13 protein-coding genes are annotated in these 14,234 nt (G+C 72.8%); 8 read left to right on the top strand and 5 right to left on the bottom strand.

The genetic code is table 11. The features are described 5' to 3' along the window. Window positions 1-30 precede the first annotated feature (30 nt). Window positions 31-1,539 (top strand): penicillin-binding transpeptidase domain-containing protein, encoded by a 1,509-nt coding sequence (locus tag ACFPZN_RS01840; RefSeq protein ID WP_378279433.1) that lies wholly within the window; start codon window positions 31-33, stop codon window positions 1,537-1,539. Here ACFPZN_RS01840 and ACFPZN_RS01835 read toward each other — a convergent pair. Both ACFPZN_RS01835 and ACFPZN_RS01830 read right to left on the bottom strand, forming a co-directional pair. After that, window positions 1,483-1,773: a hypothetical protein gene (locus ACFPZN_RS01835; protein WP_378279431.1), complete on the bottom strand. Its 291-nt coding sequence runs from the start codon at window positions 1,771-1,773 to the stop codon at window positions 1,483-1,485. The genes ACFPZN_RS01840 and ACFPZN_RS01835 overlap by 57 nt on opposite strands. After that, window positions 1,763-2,626: a universal stress protein gene (locus tag ACFPZN_RS01830; RefSeq protein ID WP_378279429.1), complete on the bottom strand. Its 864-nt coding sequence runs from the start codon at window positions 2,624-2,626 to the stop codon at window positions 1,763-1,765. The genes ACFPZN_RS01835 and ACFPZN_RS01830 overlap by 11 nt, the downstream gene beginning before the upstream one ends. A gap of 401 nt (window positions 2,627-3,027) precedes the next feature. Here ACFPZN_RS01830 and ACFPZN_RS01825 point away from each other — a divergent pair, with 401 nt between their 5' ends. From ACFPZN_RS01825 to ACFPZN_RS01815, 3 genes are all read left to right on the top strand, one after another. Continuing rightward, on the top strand, window positions 3,028-3,474 hold the full coding sequence (locus ACFPZN_RS01825) for a universal stress protein (RefSeq protein ID WP_378279427.1): 447 nt from the start codon (window positions 3,028-3,030) through the stop codon (window positions 3,472-3,474). Then, complete coding sequence (locus tag ACFPZN_RS01820) at window positions 3,471-5,894, top strand: glycoside hydrolase family 65 protein (protein WP_378279425.1); 2,424 nt, start codon at window positions 3,471-3,473, stop codon at window positions 5,892-5,894. Before ACFPZN_RS01825 ends, ACFPZN_RS01820 begins: the two co-directional genes overlap by 4 nt. 160 nt (window positions 5,895-6,054) lie before the next feature. Continuing rightward, window positions 6,055-6,399, top strand: a complete 345-nt coding sequence (locus ACFPZN_RS01815) for a hypothetical protein (protein WP_378279423.1) — start codon at window positions 6,055-6,057, stop codon at window positions 6,397-6,399. Here ACFPZN_RS01815 and ACFPZN_RS01810 read toward each other — a convergent pair. Beyond that, a complete protein-coding gene (locus ACFPZN_RS01810) occupies window positions 6,382-7,260 on the bottom strand; it encodes a helix-turn-helix domain-containing protein (protein ID WP_378279421.1) in 879 nt (292 codons plus the stop codon). The two genes, ACFPZN_RS01815 and ACFPZN_RS01810, sit on opposite strands and share 18 nt — an antisense overlap. Before the next feature lie 130 nt (window positions 7,261-7,390). Between ACFPZN_RS01810 and ACFPZN_RS01805 the strand changes: the two genes are divergently transcribed. Further along, a complete protein-coding gene (locus ACFPZN_RS01805) occupies window positions 7,391-8,410 on the top strand; it encodes a zinc-dependent alcohol dehydrogenase family protein (RefSeq protein ID WP_378279419.1) in 1,020 nt (339 codons plus the stop codon). A gap of 150 nt (window positions 8,411-8,560) precedes the next feature. Beyond that, window positions 8,561-9,205, top strand: coding sequence for a DNA alkylation repair protein (locus ACFPZN_RS01800; RefSeq protein WP_378279596.1), 645 nt, complete (start codon window positions 8,561-8,563; stop codon window positions 9,203-9,205). Between the two features lie 35 nt (window positions 9,206-9,240). Here ACFPZN_RS01800 and ACFPZN_RS01795 read toward each other — a convergent pair whose 3' ends face one another. Together ACFPZN_RS01795 and ACFPZN_RS01790 are read right to left on the bottom strand one after the other, a co-directional pair. Then, window positions 9,241-9,939: a hypothetical protein gene (locus ACFPZN_RS01795; protein ID WP_378279417.1), complete on the bottom strand. Its 699-nt coding sequence runs from the start codon at window positions 9,937-9,939 to the stop codon at window positions 9,241-9,243. A 97-nt stretch (window positions 9,940-10,036) separates the two neighbouring features. Further along, entirely contained in the window at window positions 10,037-12,199 is a 2,163-nt protein-coding gene (locus tag ACFPZN_RS01790; protein ID WP_378279415.1) for an MMPL family transporter, read from the bottom strand. A 154-nt stretch (window positions 12,200-12,353) separates the two neighbouring features. Between ACFPZN_RS01790 and ACFPZN_RS01785 the strand changes: the two genes are divergently transcribed. Both ACFPZN_RS01785 and ACFPZN_RS01780 read left to right on the top strand, forming a co-directional pair. After that, entirely contained in the window at window positions 12,354-13,550 is a 1,197-nt protein-coding gene (locus ACFPZN_RS01785) for a sensor histidine kinase (protein WP_378279414.1), read from the top strand. Beyond that, on the top strand, window positions 13,537-14,217 hold the full coding sequence (locus ACFPZN_RS01780) for a response regulator (protein ID WP_378279412.1): 681 nt from the start codon (window positions 13,537-13,539) through the stop codon (window positions 14,215-14,217). Before ACFPZN_RS01785 ends, ACFPZN_RS01780 begins: the two co-directional genes overlap by 14 nt. Window positions 14,218-14,234: the final 17 nt, after the last annotated feature.

The raw sequence follows: 14,234 nt of genomic DNA, 5'->3' as shown, positions 1-14,234 counted from the left end.
TTGCGATCTCGTGGGGTCTTTGTCCTTGCGGTGCTGCTGATCATCGTCCTGGCGGCCGGCGGTGTTGCCGCCCTGACCTTTCCATGGCGGGATCCAGGTACTCCCGAGCAGGTCTCCCGCGACTACTTCGCCGCCTGGCGCAGGGGCGCCCTGGACCGCATGGCCGAACTGGTCTCCGAGCCGCCTGGCGACTACGCCGAGCAGCATCGGGCCCTGTCCCGGGGACTCAAGGTGTACTCGGTCGCGCTGGCTCCGGGCCCGCTGGTCCGCCAGGCCGCCGACCGGAACCAGGCCCGCCAGGAGTTCGAGATCTCTCGAAACCTCGCGGGGCGAGTGACCTGGACCTACCGGTCGACTCTGGAGTTGAGCCTGGTGAAGGGCCAGTGGAGGGTCCTGTGGAGCCCGGCCACCCTGCATCCCTCACTGACCGGATTCGCCGTCTGGACGCTCACCGAAACCAAGACCGCCCCCGCGACGATCACCGACGGGAAGGGGCGGCCGCTCTCGGAGTACAGTTCGCTCCAGCCCTACACCGCGGCCCTGTCGGAGGATCTCGGCGACTCCGAAGCCGACACCTCGGGATGGGCCGTCGAGATCACCGAAGCGCGACGGGCGCCCCAGCGGCTGGCACTGCTGGGGGCCGACCCGTCCGAACGGATCCGGACGACGCTGGATCCCCGGATCCAGGCCGCGGCCGAGAAGGCGATCTCCGGTCGGACCGCCTCCGCCCTGGTGGCGGTGCGCCCGTCCACCGGGGAGGTGCTGGCCGTCGCCGACAGGCTGGGCGGACGCAGCGCGTTCCTGGGCGCCTACCCGCCCGGCTCCACCTTCAAGGTGGTCACCGCCGCCGCCCTGCTCGCGGACGGCCTGTCCGCCGGCAGCGACGTCCGCTGCCCCGAGTCGGTGGTCACCGCGCAGCGCACCATCCGCAACTCCCAGGGCCTCTCTCTTGGGACGGCCTCGCTGCGCAACGCCTTCGCGGCTTCCTGCAACACCACCTTCGCGCAGCTGGCCGTGGAGAAGCTGGGCGCCGGCAAACTGGCCGACGCCGCGCGCTCGTTCGGCTTCGGCGGCTCGATCACCCCTGGAATCGCGGCCACCCCAGGCTCCTTCCCCACCCCCGGCGGTGGTGCCGAGCTTGCCGAGGCGGCCATCGGCCAGGGACGGGTGCAGGCCAGCCCGCTCACGATGGCGCTGGTCGCGGCGGCCGTCGCGGACGGGCGGTGGCGGCCGCCGCGTTTGGTCGACGCCAAACTGATCCGAGGAGAGCTGCAGCGCACCCGCCCGGTGCCGGGAGCGAGCTCGCTGCGCGAGATGATGCGCGCGGTCGTCACCGACGGCACCGCCGAACGCGCGGACCTCCCGGAAGGCACCGCGGGCAAGACCGGAACGGCCGAGGTCGGCGACGGCGGCAAATCGCACGCCTGGTTCATCGGCTTCCACGGCGAGGTGGCGTTCTCCGTGCTGGTCGAGGGCGGCGGCTCAGGCGGCGAGGTGGCCGCCCCGCTCGCCGCCCGGTTCCTGCACGCCCTGCGATGAGTCACGGCCTCGCCCGGTCTGGTCATCCGAGCCATCGGCGCTCCCGGGGCCGAACTCGCCGGAACGGTATCGGTCGTCCACACGGTGGGGCCGCAGCTCACTTGGCGGATTCCAGGACCAGCCCAAGACGTCGCCCGGCCCCAGCGTCTCGATCACCACCGCCGCCTCCTGCGGGCCGTGCTCGCGCTCCGCGCCAGAAGAACGGCTCATGCGCGAGCGCACCTCATCGATCATGGTCAGCCTCCGGCTGCACGATCGCCACCGCGCACGGAGCGTGCTGCAACAGGGCCCCGCTGGTGGCGCCGAGCAGCAGCGGATCGAACCCGCCCATTCCTCGATTGCCGACCACGATGAGATCGGCGTCATCGGCCGCCTCGAACAGGGCCTCGCGCGGGGGGAGCATCGGCACCGACGTGGCCGCCTGCACCTCCGGGTACCGGATCCGCCACGGCTCGACGGCCCGCTTCAATCGGGTCTCGCACATCCGCAGCAGCTTCTCCTGCTCGGAGAACAGCGCGAGATCGGCTTCGGGCACCGCGCTGGGCTCCCAGCAGCCGTGGACGGCCAGCAGCGACCACCCGCGCAGCGCCGCCTGCCGGAAGGCGAAGGCCAGCGCCGCCTCACCCCCGGGTGATCCATCGACACCCGCGACGACCAGCCCATTCCGTGCCGCCGCGTTCCGCACCACCACGACCGGACAGGTGGAACGGGCGGGCAGCCGCAACGCGGTCGACCCCAAAGAAAGTTCTCCCCGCCCATGTGAACCCACCACGGCCAGTTCGGCGTCACGGCACGCGTGATTCAGCGCAACGTGCGCAGGCCCGTTCATCAAGTGCTTGCTCACCGGGACCGTGGGCTCCGCCCGCAGCGCCAGCTCCACACCGTGGTCCAGAAGATGCTGGCCCACCCGCTTGAGGGTCGCGCTCCCCTCGTAGTCGATGTAGTCGATCGGATAGGGCCAGCGCCAGGCGTGCACGACCTCCAGCGGAAGCTCCCGCAGCCGCGCCTCCTCCACTCCCCACCGCAGAGCGTGCTCGCTCTCCTCGGACCCGTCGTAACCAACGAGCACATACCTCCCCATGGTCATCCCCCTCCTGGTCCGGCGCCATCACCCATCCCACTCCCGGGAACGGCCACGAGCACAGGGCCGAACGGCCCGGATCCGCAGGACCTGCGCCTACGGCGAGCCGCACCCTCCGTGGTCGGCCGCGAGTTCCAGATGATCGAGGCGGCGGCCCAGGAAGCACGTGGCGGCCGACGCCCGCCCAGGAGGCCGACAGAACGCTGGTCGATCCCAGGGTGTTCGACCATCATCCCGAGGCGGGACAGGGCGTTCAGGCAGCGCCGGTGATGCTCGCGCAAAGAACTGGGAACGTCGGCTTCAACGGCCGATCGCCTAGGGGCGAAGGTCCCTGCTGCCGCGGGCCACTCGGCTCTGTGGCCGTGGGCGGGCGCGGGGTGGACTGGAGACCGGTCAAGGAGGTTTCCATGCAGGTGATGCCCGCCCAGCGTTGCGTGATCGTCGGCGTCGACGGATCGCCCAACTCGATCGCCGCCCTGCGCCGCGCCGCCGAGGAGGCCCGGCGGCGGCGCGCCCGGCTCGACGTCGTCCGCGTCCTGGCCCCGGAACCGGGGGCGTCCCCGCACCCGTTGCGGACGGCCCGGGAATGGCTGCGGCTCCGCAGCCTGGTCGCCCGGATCGTCACCCGCTCCCAGCACCTCACCACCCGCCTGCGCATCGCCTACGGCGACCCCGGCCGCGTCCTGGCCGACCAGGCCGGGCACGGCGAACTGCTGGTCATCGGCGCTCGCGGGCATTCCGAGCACGGCAACCCCTTCGGCGGCGCCACCATCCCGGTCGTCCGCGCGAACGCCCGCTGCGAAGTCGTCATCTGCGCCGACCACCACGCGGCCCCCGAGGGCAGCCCTCCATGAGCCGCTGGCTGCTCGTCTACGACGGGTACGACCCGGATTCGGAGGGCGTCCGGGAGGCGCTGTGCACTCTCGGCAACGGCTACTTCGCCACCAGGGGAGCGCAGCCCGAGGCCACGGCCGACGGAGTCCACTACCCGGGGACCTATGTCGCCGGCTGCTACGACCGGCTGACCTCGGACGTCGCCGGCCGCACCGTCGTCAACGAGGACCTGGTCAACGCGCCGAACTGGCTGCCGCTCACCCTCCGGATCGGGGACGGGCCCTGGCTGGGTCCCGCCGATCTCGCCTCCCCCTCCGCACTGCTGTCCTACCGCCAAGAACTCGATCTGCGGCGGGGCGTGCTGACGCGGCTTCTGCGGTTCACCGACGCGGCGGGACGGGTGACCCGGATGGCGCAGCGCCGGATCGTGTCCATGGAGGATCCGCATCTGGCGGCCCTGGAGACGACCATCGTCCCGGAGAACTGGAGCGGGGACCTGGAGATCCGGTCGGCTCTCGACGGGCGCGTGAGCAACTCCGGGGTGGCGCGCTATCGCCTGCTCAACGGCGCGCACCTTGTCCCCGGCGGCGAGGGCGAGAACGGCGCCGAGGCGGTGTGGCTGTCATGTCGTACCGCCACGTCGGGGGTGGAGATCGCCCTGGCCGCCCGCACCCGCGTGGACGCCGCCGCGAAGCGGACCACGCGCGAGGAGCGCGGCTGGATCTCCCAGGATCTCCTCGTGGAGGCCGAGGAGGGCGTGCCCGTCACCGTGGAGAAGGTGGCGGCCCTGTTCACCTCTCGCGACAGGGCCATCGAGGAGCCCGCAAAGGCGGCACGCACCCGCGTCGACCGGGCCGCGGGCTTCGACGGCCTCCTGGAACGGCACACCCTCGCGTGGGGACGCCTGTGGCGCCGCTGCCGGCTCAGCGTCGACGGCGAAGACGTGCAGCGCGTCCTCAACCTGCACATGTTCCACCTGCTGCAGACGGTTTCGGAGCACACGGTCGACCTCGACGTCGGCGTTCCGGCGCGCGGGCTGCACGGCGAGGCTTACCGGGGGCACATCTTCTGGGACGAGCTGTTCGTGCTCCCGTTCCTGACGCTGCGCTTTCCCGAGATCGCGCGATCGCTGCTGCTCTACCGGTCGCGGAGGCTGCCCGAGGCCCGCTGGGCCGCACGCGAGGCGGGGCGGCGCGGCGCCATGTACCCCTGGCAGAGCGGCGGCGACGGGCGGGAGGAGACGCAGTGGCTGCATCTCAACCCGCGTTCCGGCCGGTGGCTGCCCGACCACTCGCACCTGCAGCGGCATGTCGGCCTGGCCGTCGCGCTCAACGTCTGGCGCTTCTACGAGGCCACCGGCGACGCCGAGTTCCTCGCCGAGTACGGCGCCGAGATGCTCCTGGAGATCGCCCGCTTCTTCGCCGGCCTCGCCACCTACAGCCGCGGGCTGGACCGGTACGAGATCCGCGGCGTCATGGGCCCGGACGAGTACCACGACGGATACCCCGGCCGCGAGGAACCAGGCCTGGACAACAACGCCTACACCAATGTCCTGGCCGTGTGGGTGCTGTGCCGGGCCCTGGACGTCCTGGCCGTGCTGCCCGGCGACCGGCGCGACGAACTGGTCGAGCGGCTCGGGCTGGCCCGCGAGGAGATCGCCCGGATGGAGGACGTCAGCCGCACGATGGCGATCCCCTTCCACGACGGCGTCCTCAGCCAGTTCGAAGGCTACGCGGACCTCGACGAGCTGGACTGGGACGGCTACCGGCGGCGGTACGGCGACATCCGCCGCCTGGACCGCATCCTGGAGGCCGAGGGCGATTCGCCCAACCGCTACAAGGCCTCCAAGCAGGCGGACGTGCTGATGCTGTTCCACCTGCTGTCACGCGAGGAGCTGGACGACGTCCTGACCCGCCTCGGCCACGTCCCCGCGCCGGACCTGATGGAGCGGACGATCGCGTACTACCTTCCGCGCACCTGCCACGGGTCGACGCTGAGCTCGCTGGTGCACGCCTGGCTGATGGCGCGCGTGGACGGCGAGGAGGCGTGGCACCTGTTCCTGGAGTCGCTCGACAGCGACATCGGCGACAGCCAGCACGGCACCACCGCCGAAGGCGTCCACCTGGGCGCGATGGCCGGGACCGTCAACCTCGTCCAGCGCTGCCACGCCGGCGTCACCACGCAGGGCACCGTGCTGCACCTCGCCCCTCGGCTGCCGGCCGGCATCGGGCGGCTGCGCCTCGGGCTGCGCTACCGCGGCAACTGGGGCGTCGACCTGTCCCTGAGCCAGGACCGGCTGCGGGTGGCGCTGCATCCCGGCGTCGCCTCCCCCATCGAGGTCGCCTGCGGCGCGGAGACCGTCACGATCGAGCCGGGCGCCGCCTGGGAGACGCCTTTGGCGAACGGCCGCCTGCCGGAACAGCCGGCAGGCGGCCGGTAAAGGAGGGAGCCGCGCGGCCCCGATGTGTTCAAGGGCCGCGCCATGTCCGGTGCACCAGGCCGTGACGGTCGCCCGCCGCCTGGACGTCGGTGGCCTTGGTCACCACAGCAGCCCCTGTGACCGGCCCGCACCGCGCGGTGGGCTGCGAGGGGCCATCACCGTGCATCGCAGGAAAGTCTGTCGACTTGAACTGGCCCGTCGCCACCCCGACGGCACCGTCCCGACCGACGAGGAGCGGCTGCGCGACTTCTACGTCTTCCGCGACTTCCCGCACTTCGCGCAGGTCTACCGGGCCGTCAACGAGCTGGTCCGCGACCCCGAGGACGTGGCGACCCTGGTCCTGGGCACCGCCCGCGACCTGGCCGCGCAGACATTTGCCGTGCTGCGACAGCTGACGGTTCACATAATCACGATCGCGCTCGCCCGGAGGGACTTCCGCCGGGAGGGGCTCCCCGCCATCGTGTCGAGGTCCGGTGGCCGGGGGCGTTCAGGTCTGGTCCGCTGATCGGAGGCGGGGGGCGCCGGCCTCGGCGGCGGCCCAGCTGGCCAGGACGCGGAGTTTCTCCTCCGAATCGCTGCCGGGCTCGGTGCCGTAGGCGACCAGGGTGAGGTTGTCGGCGGCCAGGTCGAGGGATTCGTAGGTCAGGTGGAGGTCGCCGACGACCGGGTGGTGGAAGGGTTTGGCGCCCTGGTGGTGCTGGCGGACGTCGTGGCGGGCCCAGCGGGTGCGGAAGTCGTCGCTGCGGGTGGACAGCTCGCCGACGAGGTCGGTGAGGTTCTTGTCGTAGGGGTCGCGGCCGGCCTGGGCCTGCAGGAGGGCGACGGTGTCGTCGGCGGCGCGTTCCCAGTCGCCCCAGAAGTCATGGGATCGGGGGTCGAGGAAGATGAACCGGGCGTGGTTGGGGGTGGCGCCGCGGGCCGCGTCGACCATGGGCGCGTACAGGGCGCGGCCGAGGGCGTTGGTGGCCAGGACGTCGCCGCGGCCGTTCATGACGAACGCCGGGGCATCGGTCATGGAGTCCAGCAGCCGCTGCACGCCGGGCCGCACGGTGGCCGGGGCGGGGCGGCGCCGGCGGCGCGGACCGGGGCCGGCGGAGCGGGCCAGGTCCTCCAGGTGGGTGCGTTCCTCGTCGTTGAGCCGCAGCGCACGGGCCAGGGCGTCCAGGACGCTGTCGGACGCGCCCGCCAGGTTTCCGCGTTCCAGGCGGGAGTAGTACTCCACGCTGACTCCGGCGAGCTGGGCGACCTCGGCACGGCGCAGCCCGGGCACCCGCCGGGTGCCGTAGGAGGGCAGTCCGGCCTGCTGCGGGCTGATCCTGGCCCGGCGGGAGGTCAGGAACTCACGGATGGCGCTGCGGTTGTCCACCTTTCTCAGGTTAGGCGTCCCTCCGGGCGGGAGGGGTGTCATGCCAGTACACCTTTCGCCAGGGCCTTCCAGCCGGTCTGACCAGCGCTTTGGATGGGCAGTGGCACAAGAATCCGAAGGAGAGACGATCATGCGTGGTGTGGTGTTGCACGCTCCCGGTGATGTCCGGGTGCGGGAGCTGGACGATCCGAAGATCATCGAGCCGACCGACGCGATCATCCGCGTCACGGCGGCCTGTGTGTGCGGTTCGGACCTCTGGCCCTACCGCGGGGTCGAGGAGGTCCACGACCAGCCGATGGGGCACGAGTACGTCGGTGTGGTGGAGGAGATCGGCAGTGACGTCACGACCGTCAAGCCGGGGCAGTTCGTGGTGGGCACGTTCGTCGCCGCCGACGGCACCTGCGAGATCTGCCGCTCGGGCTTCCCCTCCTCCTGCGTCGACCGCGTGTTCATGTCCGAGGTCGGCACCCAGTCCGAGCGCGCCAGGATTCCCCACGCCGACGGCACGCTGGTGGCCACGCCGGGCATGCCCGACGCCGACCTGATCCCCAGCCTGCTGGCGGCCTCGGACGTCCTGGGCACCGGCTGGTTCGGGGCCGTGGCCGCCCAGGCCGGGCCCGGCAAGACCGTCGCGGTCGTGGGCGACGGCGCGGTCGGGTTGCTGGCGGTGCTGGCCGCCAGGCAGCTCGGCGCCGAACAGGTCATCGCCATGAGCCGCCACCGGACGCGCCAGGAGCTCGCCGTCGAGTTCGGCGCCACCGCCATCGTCACCGAGCGCGGTGAGGAGGGCGTCGCCAAGGTCAAGGAGCTGACCGGCGGGCTGGGCGCGCATTCGGTCGTCGAGGCGGTCGGCACCCAGCAGTCGATGCGGCAGGCCATCGGCTCCACCCGTCCAGGCGGCCACGTCGGCTTCGTGGGGGTCAGCCACGACGTCGCCCTCAGCGGGGAGAACCTGTTCTTCTCCCAGGTCCACCTGCTCGGCGGCCCGGCCCCGGTGCGCCGGTTCCTTCCCGAGCTCATCGACCTGATCTGGCAGCGGAAGATCGACCCCGGCAGGGTCTTCGACCTCCGGCTGCCCCTGGAGGAGGCGGCCGAGGGGTACAAGGCGATGGACGAGCGCCGCGCCACCAAGGTGCTCCTGACCATCTGATCGTCGCAGGAGCGGCGGTCGCGCTTCCGCTCCGGCGGCTCCGGCCACCGGGCCCCGGCTGGACGCCGGTGCGGCCGGCCTGCCGTCGTAGGCTGTCTCGCACGTGATGGACAGGAGGCTGAGGTGGCCGAGGCGACGGTGGCCGAGGTGATGGCCGAACTGGCCGCGCTCGAGGACCCGAAGATCCGCGCGGTGAACGAGAGACACGGTGACGATCACGGTGTGAACCTCGGCAGGCTGCGCGCGCTCGCGAAGCGGCTGAAGACGCAGCAGGAACTCGCGCGCCGTCTCTGGGAGACCGACGACACCGCGGCGAGACTGCTGGCGCTCCTGATCTGCCGCCCGAAGGCGTTCGAGCGTGCCGAGTTGGACGTCATGCTGCGCGAGGCGCGCACCCCCAAGGTGCACGACTGGCTCGTGAACTACGTGGTGAAGAGGAACCCGCACTGTGAAGAGCTGCGCCTGGCCTGGTCCGCTGATCCGGACCCGGTGGTCGCGAGTGCCGGCTGGGCACTGACCACCGAGCGGGTGGGGAAGAAACCCGAGGGGCTTGACCTCGCGGGATTGCTCGACGTCATCGAGGCGGAGATGAAAGACGCCCCGGATCGCCTGCAGTGGGCGATGAACCACTGCCTGGCCCAGATCGGGATCGAGCACGCCGGGCACCGCGCCCGTGCGATCGACATCGGTGAGCGCCTGCAGGTGCTCAAGGACTACCCGACTCCGCCGAACTGCACCTCTCCGTTCGCGCCCATCTGGATCAGCGAGATGGTGCGCCGACAGCGCGCCAAGTAGGGCGGGCCGGGCTCAGTCCTGTGAGGTCTCCACGCTCAGTTGTTCTGGATCGTGATCCATTCGGCGTCCTGGACGTAGTAGCGGAAGTCCCGGCGGAGGACGTCGACGACCGCCGTCATGTGCGCGGCGCCCCAGACCACGGCGACCTTGATGGGCTCCTGGTAGCGCTCACGGTGGACGGTTCCGAGCGTCCGCACCAGCCGCTCGTCGCGTTCTTCCCCGACCTTCCTGTCCAGGAAGCGGTCGATACGGCCCTCGGGCCGCTCGCGGTCGTGCATGTCGTTCTGGTCGAGACTGGGCAGGTCGCGCGGGTCCCCGTAGCGCCCCAGCGCGCGCAGGGCGAGGGCGGCGGCCGAGTCCAGCGCGGTGTGCACGATACGGTCGCGGGGCGAACGCTCCGCGCGGCGCCGCGCCCGCTCCTCGGGCGGCTCGGCGGTGCCGCCCTCCCAGATGATGGGGACGCCGAGCGCCTCGAGGTCGAGCGCGACCATCTGGTCGACCAGGCCGTCCCAGCGCAGCCCGGCCATCCGGCGCTGCATGGGGGCGCCGTCGCTCGGCCCTCCCTCCGCCACGATCAGGTCGCAGGACGAGGCGCGCGCGGCCACCTCGTCGTAGAACGACCGTTCCCCCACGTGCACCATGGGGAACAGCACGAAGCGCAGTGGTGTGGTCCGGCGGCCCATCGTGATCACGGCGGCGCGCAGCCCGATGACGCTGCTCTCGATGAACTGCATGAGGCGATCCCCCCGTCCAGCCCACTCCCACTCGTTGGACCGCCGAGAGCCCCGATCGGTTGCCTTGGCGGCCGGCGAAGTTCGCACCCCACCCGCGTCAGCTCGGATTCCGGCGCCGGGGTTGCGCCGCGGGCGTGGCGCGGCTGGGCCACCACGTCCGTTCGGCCAGGAGCGTCACCAGTGCCGGGACCTGGAGGGCGCGGACGAGCAGGGTGTCGATCAGGACGCCGATGGCGACGGCGATGCCGACCTCGGCGACGGTGATGTCGGGGATCTGGGCGAGGGCGGCGAAGGTGCCGGCCAGGACGAGTCCGGCGGCGGTGATGACGCCGCCGGTCGCGGTGAGTCCGCGGCGGACGGCCTGGCCGGTCGGGAGGTGGCGGCTCTCCTCCCGGACGCGTTCCATGAGGAAGATGTTGTAGTCGACGCCGAGGGCGACCAGGAACACGAAGATGTAGACGAACAGGTCGGCCGCGACGCCGCCGAAGCCGAGGACGTGCGTGAACGCCAGTGCCGAGATGCCCAGCGAGGCGGCGAACGACAGCACCACGGTGGTCAGCAGCATCAGCGGCGCGATGATGGAGCGCAGCAGCAGCCCGAGGATGAGGGTGACGGCCAGCAGGACGAGCGGCACGATGCGCACGGTGTCGTCCAGGGCGGCCTGGCGGTAGTCCAGCTGCACGGCGGGGGTGCCGCCGACCAGGATGCCGGCGCGGACGTCGTCCATGCGATGGCGCAGGTCGTTGATGGTGTCGGCGGCGGCCTGGCCGTAGGGCGGGACGGACAGCCCGACGGTGAGCGTGGGACGGTCGCCCAGCGGCCGGCCGGGCTCGGCCTCGGCCACGTTCGGTGTCGCCCGTGCGGCCTGCTGGGCGGCGGTGACGGTCGCCTGGGCGGTTCGGGTGGGCAGTACCACGGTCAGCGGCACCGACGCCGCCTGCGGGAAGTGCCGGGTGAGCACGTGCTGTCCGGCGACCGAGTCGCTGCCGGGTGGGACCTTGTCCAGCGGGTCGGCGCTGGTGTGCAGGCTGGTCAGCCCGAGCGCGGCGATCGCCAGTCCCGCGGTGACCAGGGTGGTGACCAGGCCGGGGCGGCGGCCGACGAGGGCGGCGATGGCGTGCCAGAGACGGTGGTCGGTGGCGCCGCGGGCGTCGGCGGGGGTGGGGATGCGCGGCCACAGCAGCCAGCGGCCCGCGCACGCGAGCATCGCGGGGAGCAGGGTGAGGGTCGCCACGAGCGCGATGACGACTCCGGCGGCGGCGACCGGGCCCAGGCCGCGCAGTCCGGCCAGGTCGGCGACCAGCAGGCAGAGCATGCCCACGGTGACGGTGGCGGCGCTGGCGGCGATCGCGGGTGTGGTGCGGCGCAGTGCCTCGGCCAGGGCCTCGTGCCGGTCGGCGTGCCGGGACAGTTCTTCGCGGTAGCGGTTGAGCAGCAGCAGCGCGTAGTCGGTCGCGGCGCCGAAGACCAGCACGATGAGGATGGCCGAGGCCAGGTCGGTGACGACCAGCCCGGCTCGGGCCAGCCCGTAGGCGGCGCCGCGGGCGACCATCACCGCCATGCCCGCGGCCAGGAGCGGGACCAGCCACAGGACGGGGCTGCGGTAGGTGAGGAGCAGCAGGACGGCGACGATGGCCATGCTGGTGAGCATCAGCGGGCCGTCCACGTCGCCGCCGTCGTTGTCGACGTCCAGCCCGGCCTCGCCGGTGACGTTGGCGCGCAGCCCGGAGTGGGCGGGGCCCGACGCCGTCCGCTGGACGTGCTCGCGCAGCCGCTCGACCGCGGTGGTCACGGTGTCGTCGTCGGCGTGGGCGGGCTGGATCTGGACGGCGAACAGCGCGGCGGTCTCGTCGGCGGAGAACAGCACCGTGCCGGTGGGCCGGGTGGCCGGGATCGCGGCGGCCCCGCGCCGGTCGCCGGCGACGGCCGTACGGTCGGCGTCGGTGAGGCGGGCGCGGTCGGTGCGGTGGTAGACGACCAGGGCGGTCTCTGCTTCGGGACGGTCCGGGTCGGGCTCGGCCAGCGCGGCGACCCGGCTGGAGTCGAATCCGCCGGGCAGGTAGGCCGCGGCGTCGTTGCGCTGGACATCTTCCAGACCCGAGGCGAGCGCGGTCGCCACGACCGCCGCGGCGATCCAGGCGAGCAGCAGCGGCCACTTGGCGATCTTCAGGCACCGCGCCAGCCGGGTCGGACGCGCGGACGGCGCCGCGTCCTCAGGCGCCGAGGGCGGCCCCTGGATCTTGGAGAAACTCTTGGACATGGCTCCATCGCAGCGGCCGGAGGGTGCCGGACGCATCGGCGAAACGAGCCCACCGGCACGCGCGCGGTCCCTCGGAAGAGCCAGGGCGCACCTCGCCGCGGATCACTCCTTCGAGCGATGCCGCGTGTCGGCGGCCGGCCGTAGGGTCGAGCCGATGAGCAGGAAGAACGCGGTGACGGTCGCGGGGCGCCGGGCGCTCGGCGTGGCGGCGGTCGCGCCGGCGCTGGTCGATCAGGCCACCACCGACACGTCCGCGGCCGCGTGGCTGGCCCTGGGCGGCTACACCGTGGTGGCGGTCGCCGCGCTGGCCGGGCGGCGCCGCCGGCCGCTGACGGTGTTCTGCACGGTCCTCACCGTGCTGGCCGGGGTCGAGGTCGGCGCCGCGGCCGCCGAGGTCAAGTTGAGCAGCCTGGCCGTCCTGCCGCCGGCGTTCGCCCTGTACGCGGTGGGCGCCTACAGTCCGCGGAACCGCTCGACGGCGGCCCTGTTCATCGGCGCCCTGCTGGTGGCGGCCGGGCTGGTGGTCAACCACGCGACCGCGCCGCAGGGCTGGCGGGGCGGCTCGGACGTGCTGGCCCTGGTCGCCGTGCTGCCGGTCGCCTGGGCGCTGGGCGTGGCCGCGCGGAGCCACCGCGTGCTGCTGGCCGCCGCCGAGCAGCGCGCCGAGGACGCGCGCCGCGAACAGCGGCTGCGGGCCGAGCAGGCCGCGGCGGCCGAACGCGTCCGCATCGCCCGCGACATGCACGACGTCGTCGCGCACTCGCTGACGCTGCTGGTCGTCCATGCCGAAACCGTGCGGGCCCGCTCCGGGGAGCTGCCGCCCTGGGCCCGTGAACGCGTCGACTCCCTGGCCGCGGCAGGCCGGCAGGCCACCGAGGAGATGCGCGATCTGCTCGGCGTACTGCGCGATGGAACCGCCGCCACCGCTCCGCGCGCCCCCGCCCCGTCCCTGTCCGGCCTGGACGCGCTGGTGAGGACCGCGGGCGACTCGGGCAACCCGGTCACGCTGACCACGACCGGACCGTTGGACGCCCCGCCTCGCCCGGTCCAGCTCGCCGCGTACCGCGTCGTTCAGGAGAGCCTGTCCAATGCCCGCCGCCACGCCCCGGGCGCCCCGGTCACCGTCCGCGTCGATGCCGGGACGACCAAGATCGACGTCGAGGTCGGCTCCGGCCCTCCGCCCGGGCCGGTGAGGCCGGTGCCGGGCTCCGGGATGGGCCTGGCCGGGTTGACCGAACGGGTGGCCGCCGTCGGCGGCGAGCTGAGCGCCGGGCCGATGACCGGCGGCGGCTTCCGGGTGACGGCCACCCTTCCCTACAGCTGGGAGGGCCGCCGGCATGCGCTCCGGTGAGGCCCCGATCAGCGTGGTGATCGCCGACGACGAACGCGTGGTCCGCGACGGCCTGCGGGCGATCCTGGAGACCCAGGACGACATCACCGTGGCCGGTGTCGCCGCCGACGGCGACCACGCCCTGCGGTTGTGCGGCACGCTGCGTCCCGACGTGCTGCTGCTGGACGTGCGCATGCCCGGACACGACGGCCTGTGGGTGCTGGGCGAGCTGGCCCGCACCGGCGAGCTCGGGGGGAACGGCGTCCACGCGGTCATGCTCACCACGTTCGACCTGGACGAGTACGTGGACGAGGCCCTCACCCTGGGCGCCAACGGATTCCTGCTCAAGACCAGCTCCTATGAGGAACTGCTCACCGCGGTCCGCGCCGCCGCGGGCGGCGACGGGGCGCTGAGCCCCGGCGTGGCCCGCCGCGTCATCGGCGGCTACGTCGCCCATCGTCGCGCCCGGCGCGTCGACGCCGCCGACCTGGCCCGCCTGCGCGAGCTGACGCCGCGCGAGCAGGACGTGCTGCGGTTGGTCGGCCAGGGGCTGAGCAACGGTGAGATCGCCGCCGAGCTGGTGGTGTCCGAGCACACCGTCAAGACCCACGTCAGCCGGATCCTGACCAAGCTGGGGCTGCGCAGCCGCGGCCAGGCCGCGGCCTTCTCGCGCCGCGTCGCCCATTGACCCGGCGAGCCCACCGA

The organism is Actinomadura rugatobispora, from assembly GCF_042656285.1.
In the GTDB taxonomy this organism is placed as follows: Bacteria; Actinomycetota; Actinomycetes; order Streptosporangiales; family Streptosporangiaceae; genus Spirillospora; species Spirillospora rugatobispora.
The sequence above is the reverse complement of the archived record's forward strand: the minus strand, read 5'-3'. Positions and strand labels throughout refer to the sequence as shown.

Bases quoted from the DNA above. Each gene is read 5' to 3' on its own strand.
- ACFPZN_RS01800 (WP_378279596.1), top strand. From the start codon at position 8,561: ATGGCCGAACTGGCCGCGCTCGAGGACCCGAAGATCCGCGCGGTGAAC.
- ACFPZN_RS01805 (WP_378279419.1), top strand. From the start codon at position 7,391: ATGCGTGGTGTGGTGTTGCACGCTCCCGGTGATGTCCGGGTGCGGGAG.
- ACFPZN_RS01785 (WP_378279414.1), top strand. From the start codon at position 12,354: ATGAGCAGGAAGAACGCGGTGACGGTCGCGGGGCGCCGGGCGCTCGGC.
- ACFPZN_RS01820 (WP_378279425.1), top strand. From the start codon at position 3,471: ATGAGCCGCTGGCTGCTCGTCTACGACGGGTACGACCCGGATTCGGAG.
- ACFPZN_RS01835 (WP_378279431.1), bottom strand. From the start codon at position 1,773: ATGATCGATGAGGTGCGCTCGCGCATGAGCCGTTCTTCTGGCGCGGAG.
- ACFPZN_RS01795 (WP_378279417.1), bottom strand. From the start codon at position 9,939: ATGCAGTTCATCGAGAGCAGCGTCATCGGGCTGCGCGCCGCCGTGATC.
- ACFPZN_RS01830 (WP_378279429.1), bottom strand. From the start codon at position 2,626: ATGACCATGGGGAGGTATGTGCTCGTTGGTTACGACGGGTCCGAGGAG.
- ACFPZN_RS01780 (WP_378279412.1), top strand. From the start codon at position 13,537: ATGCGCTCCGGTGAGGCCCCGATCAGCGTGGTGATCGCCGACGACGAA.
- ACFPZN_RS01825 (WP_378279427.1), top strand. From the start codon at position 3,028: ATGCAGGTGATGCCCGCCCAGCGTTGCGTGATCGTCGGCGTCGACGGA.
- ACFPZN_RS01790 (WP_378279415.1), bottom strand. From the start codon at position 12,199: ATGTCCAAGAGTTTCTCCAAGATCCAGGGGCCGCCCTCGGCGCCTGAG.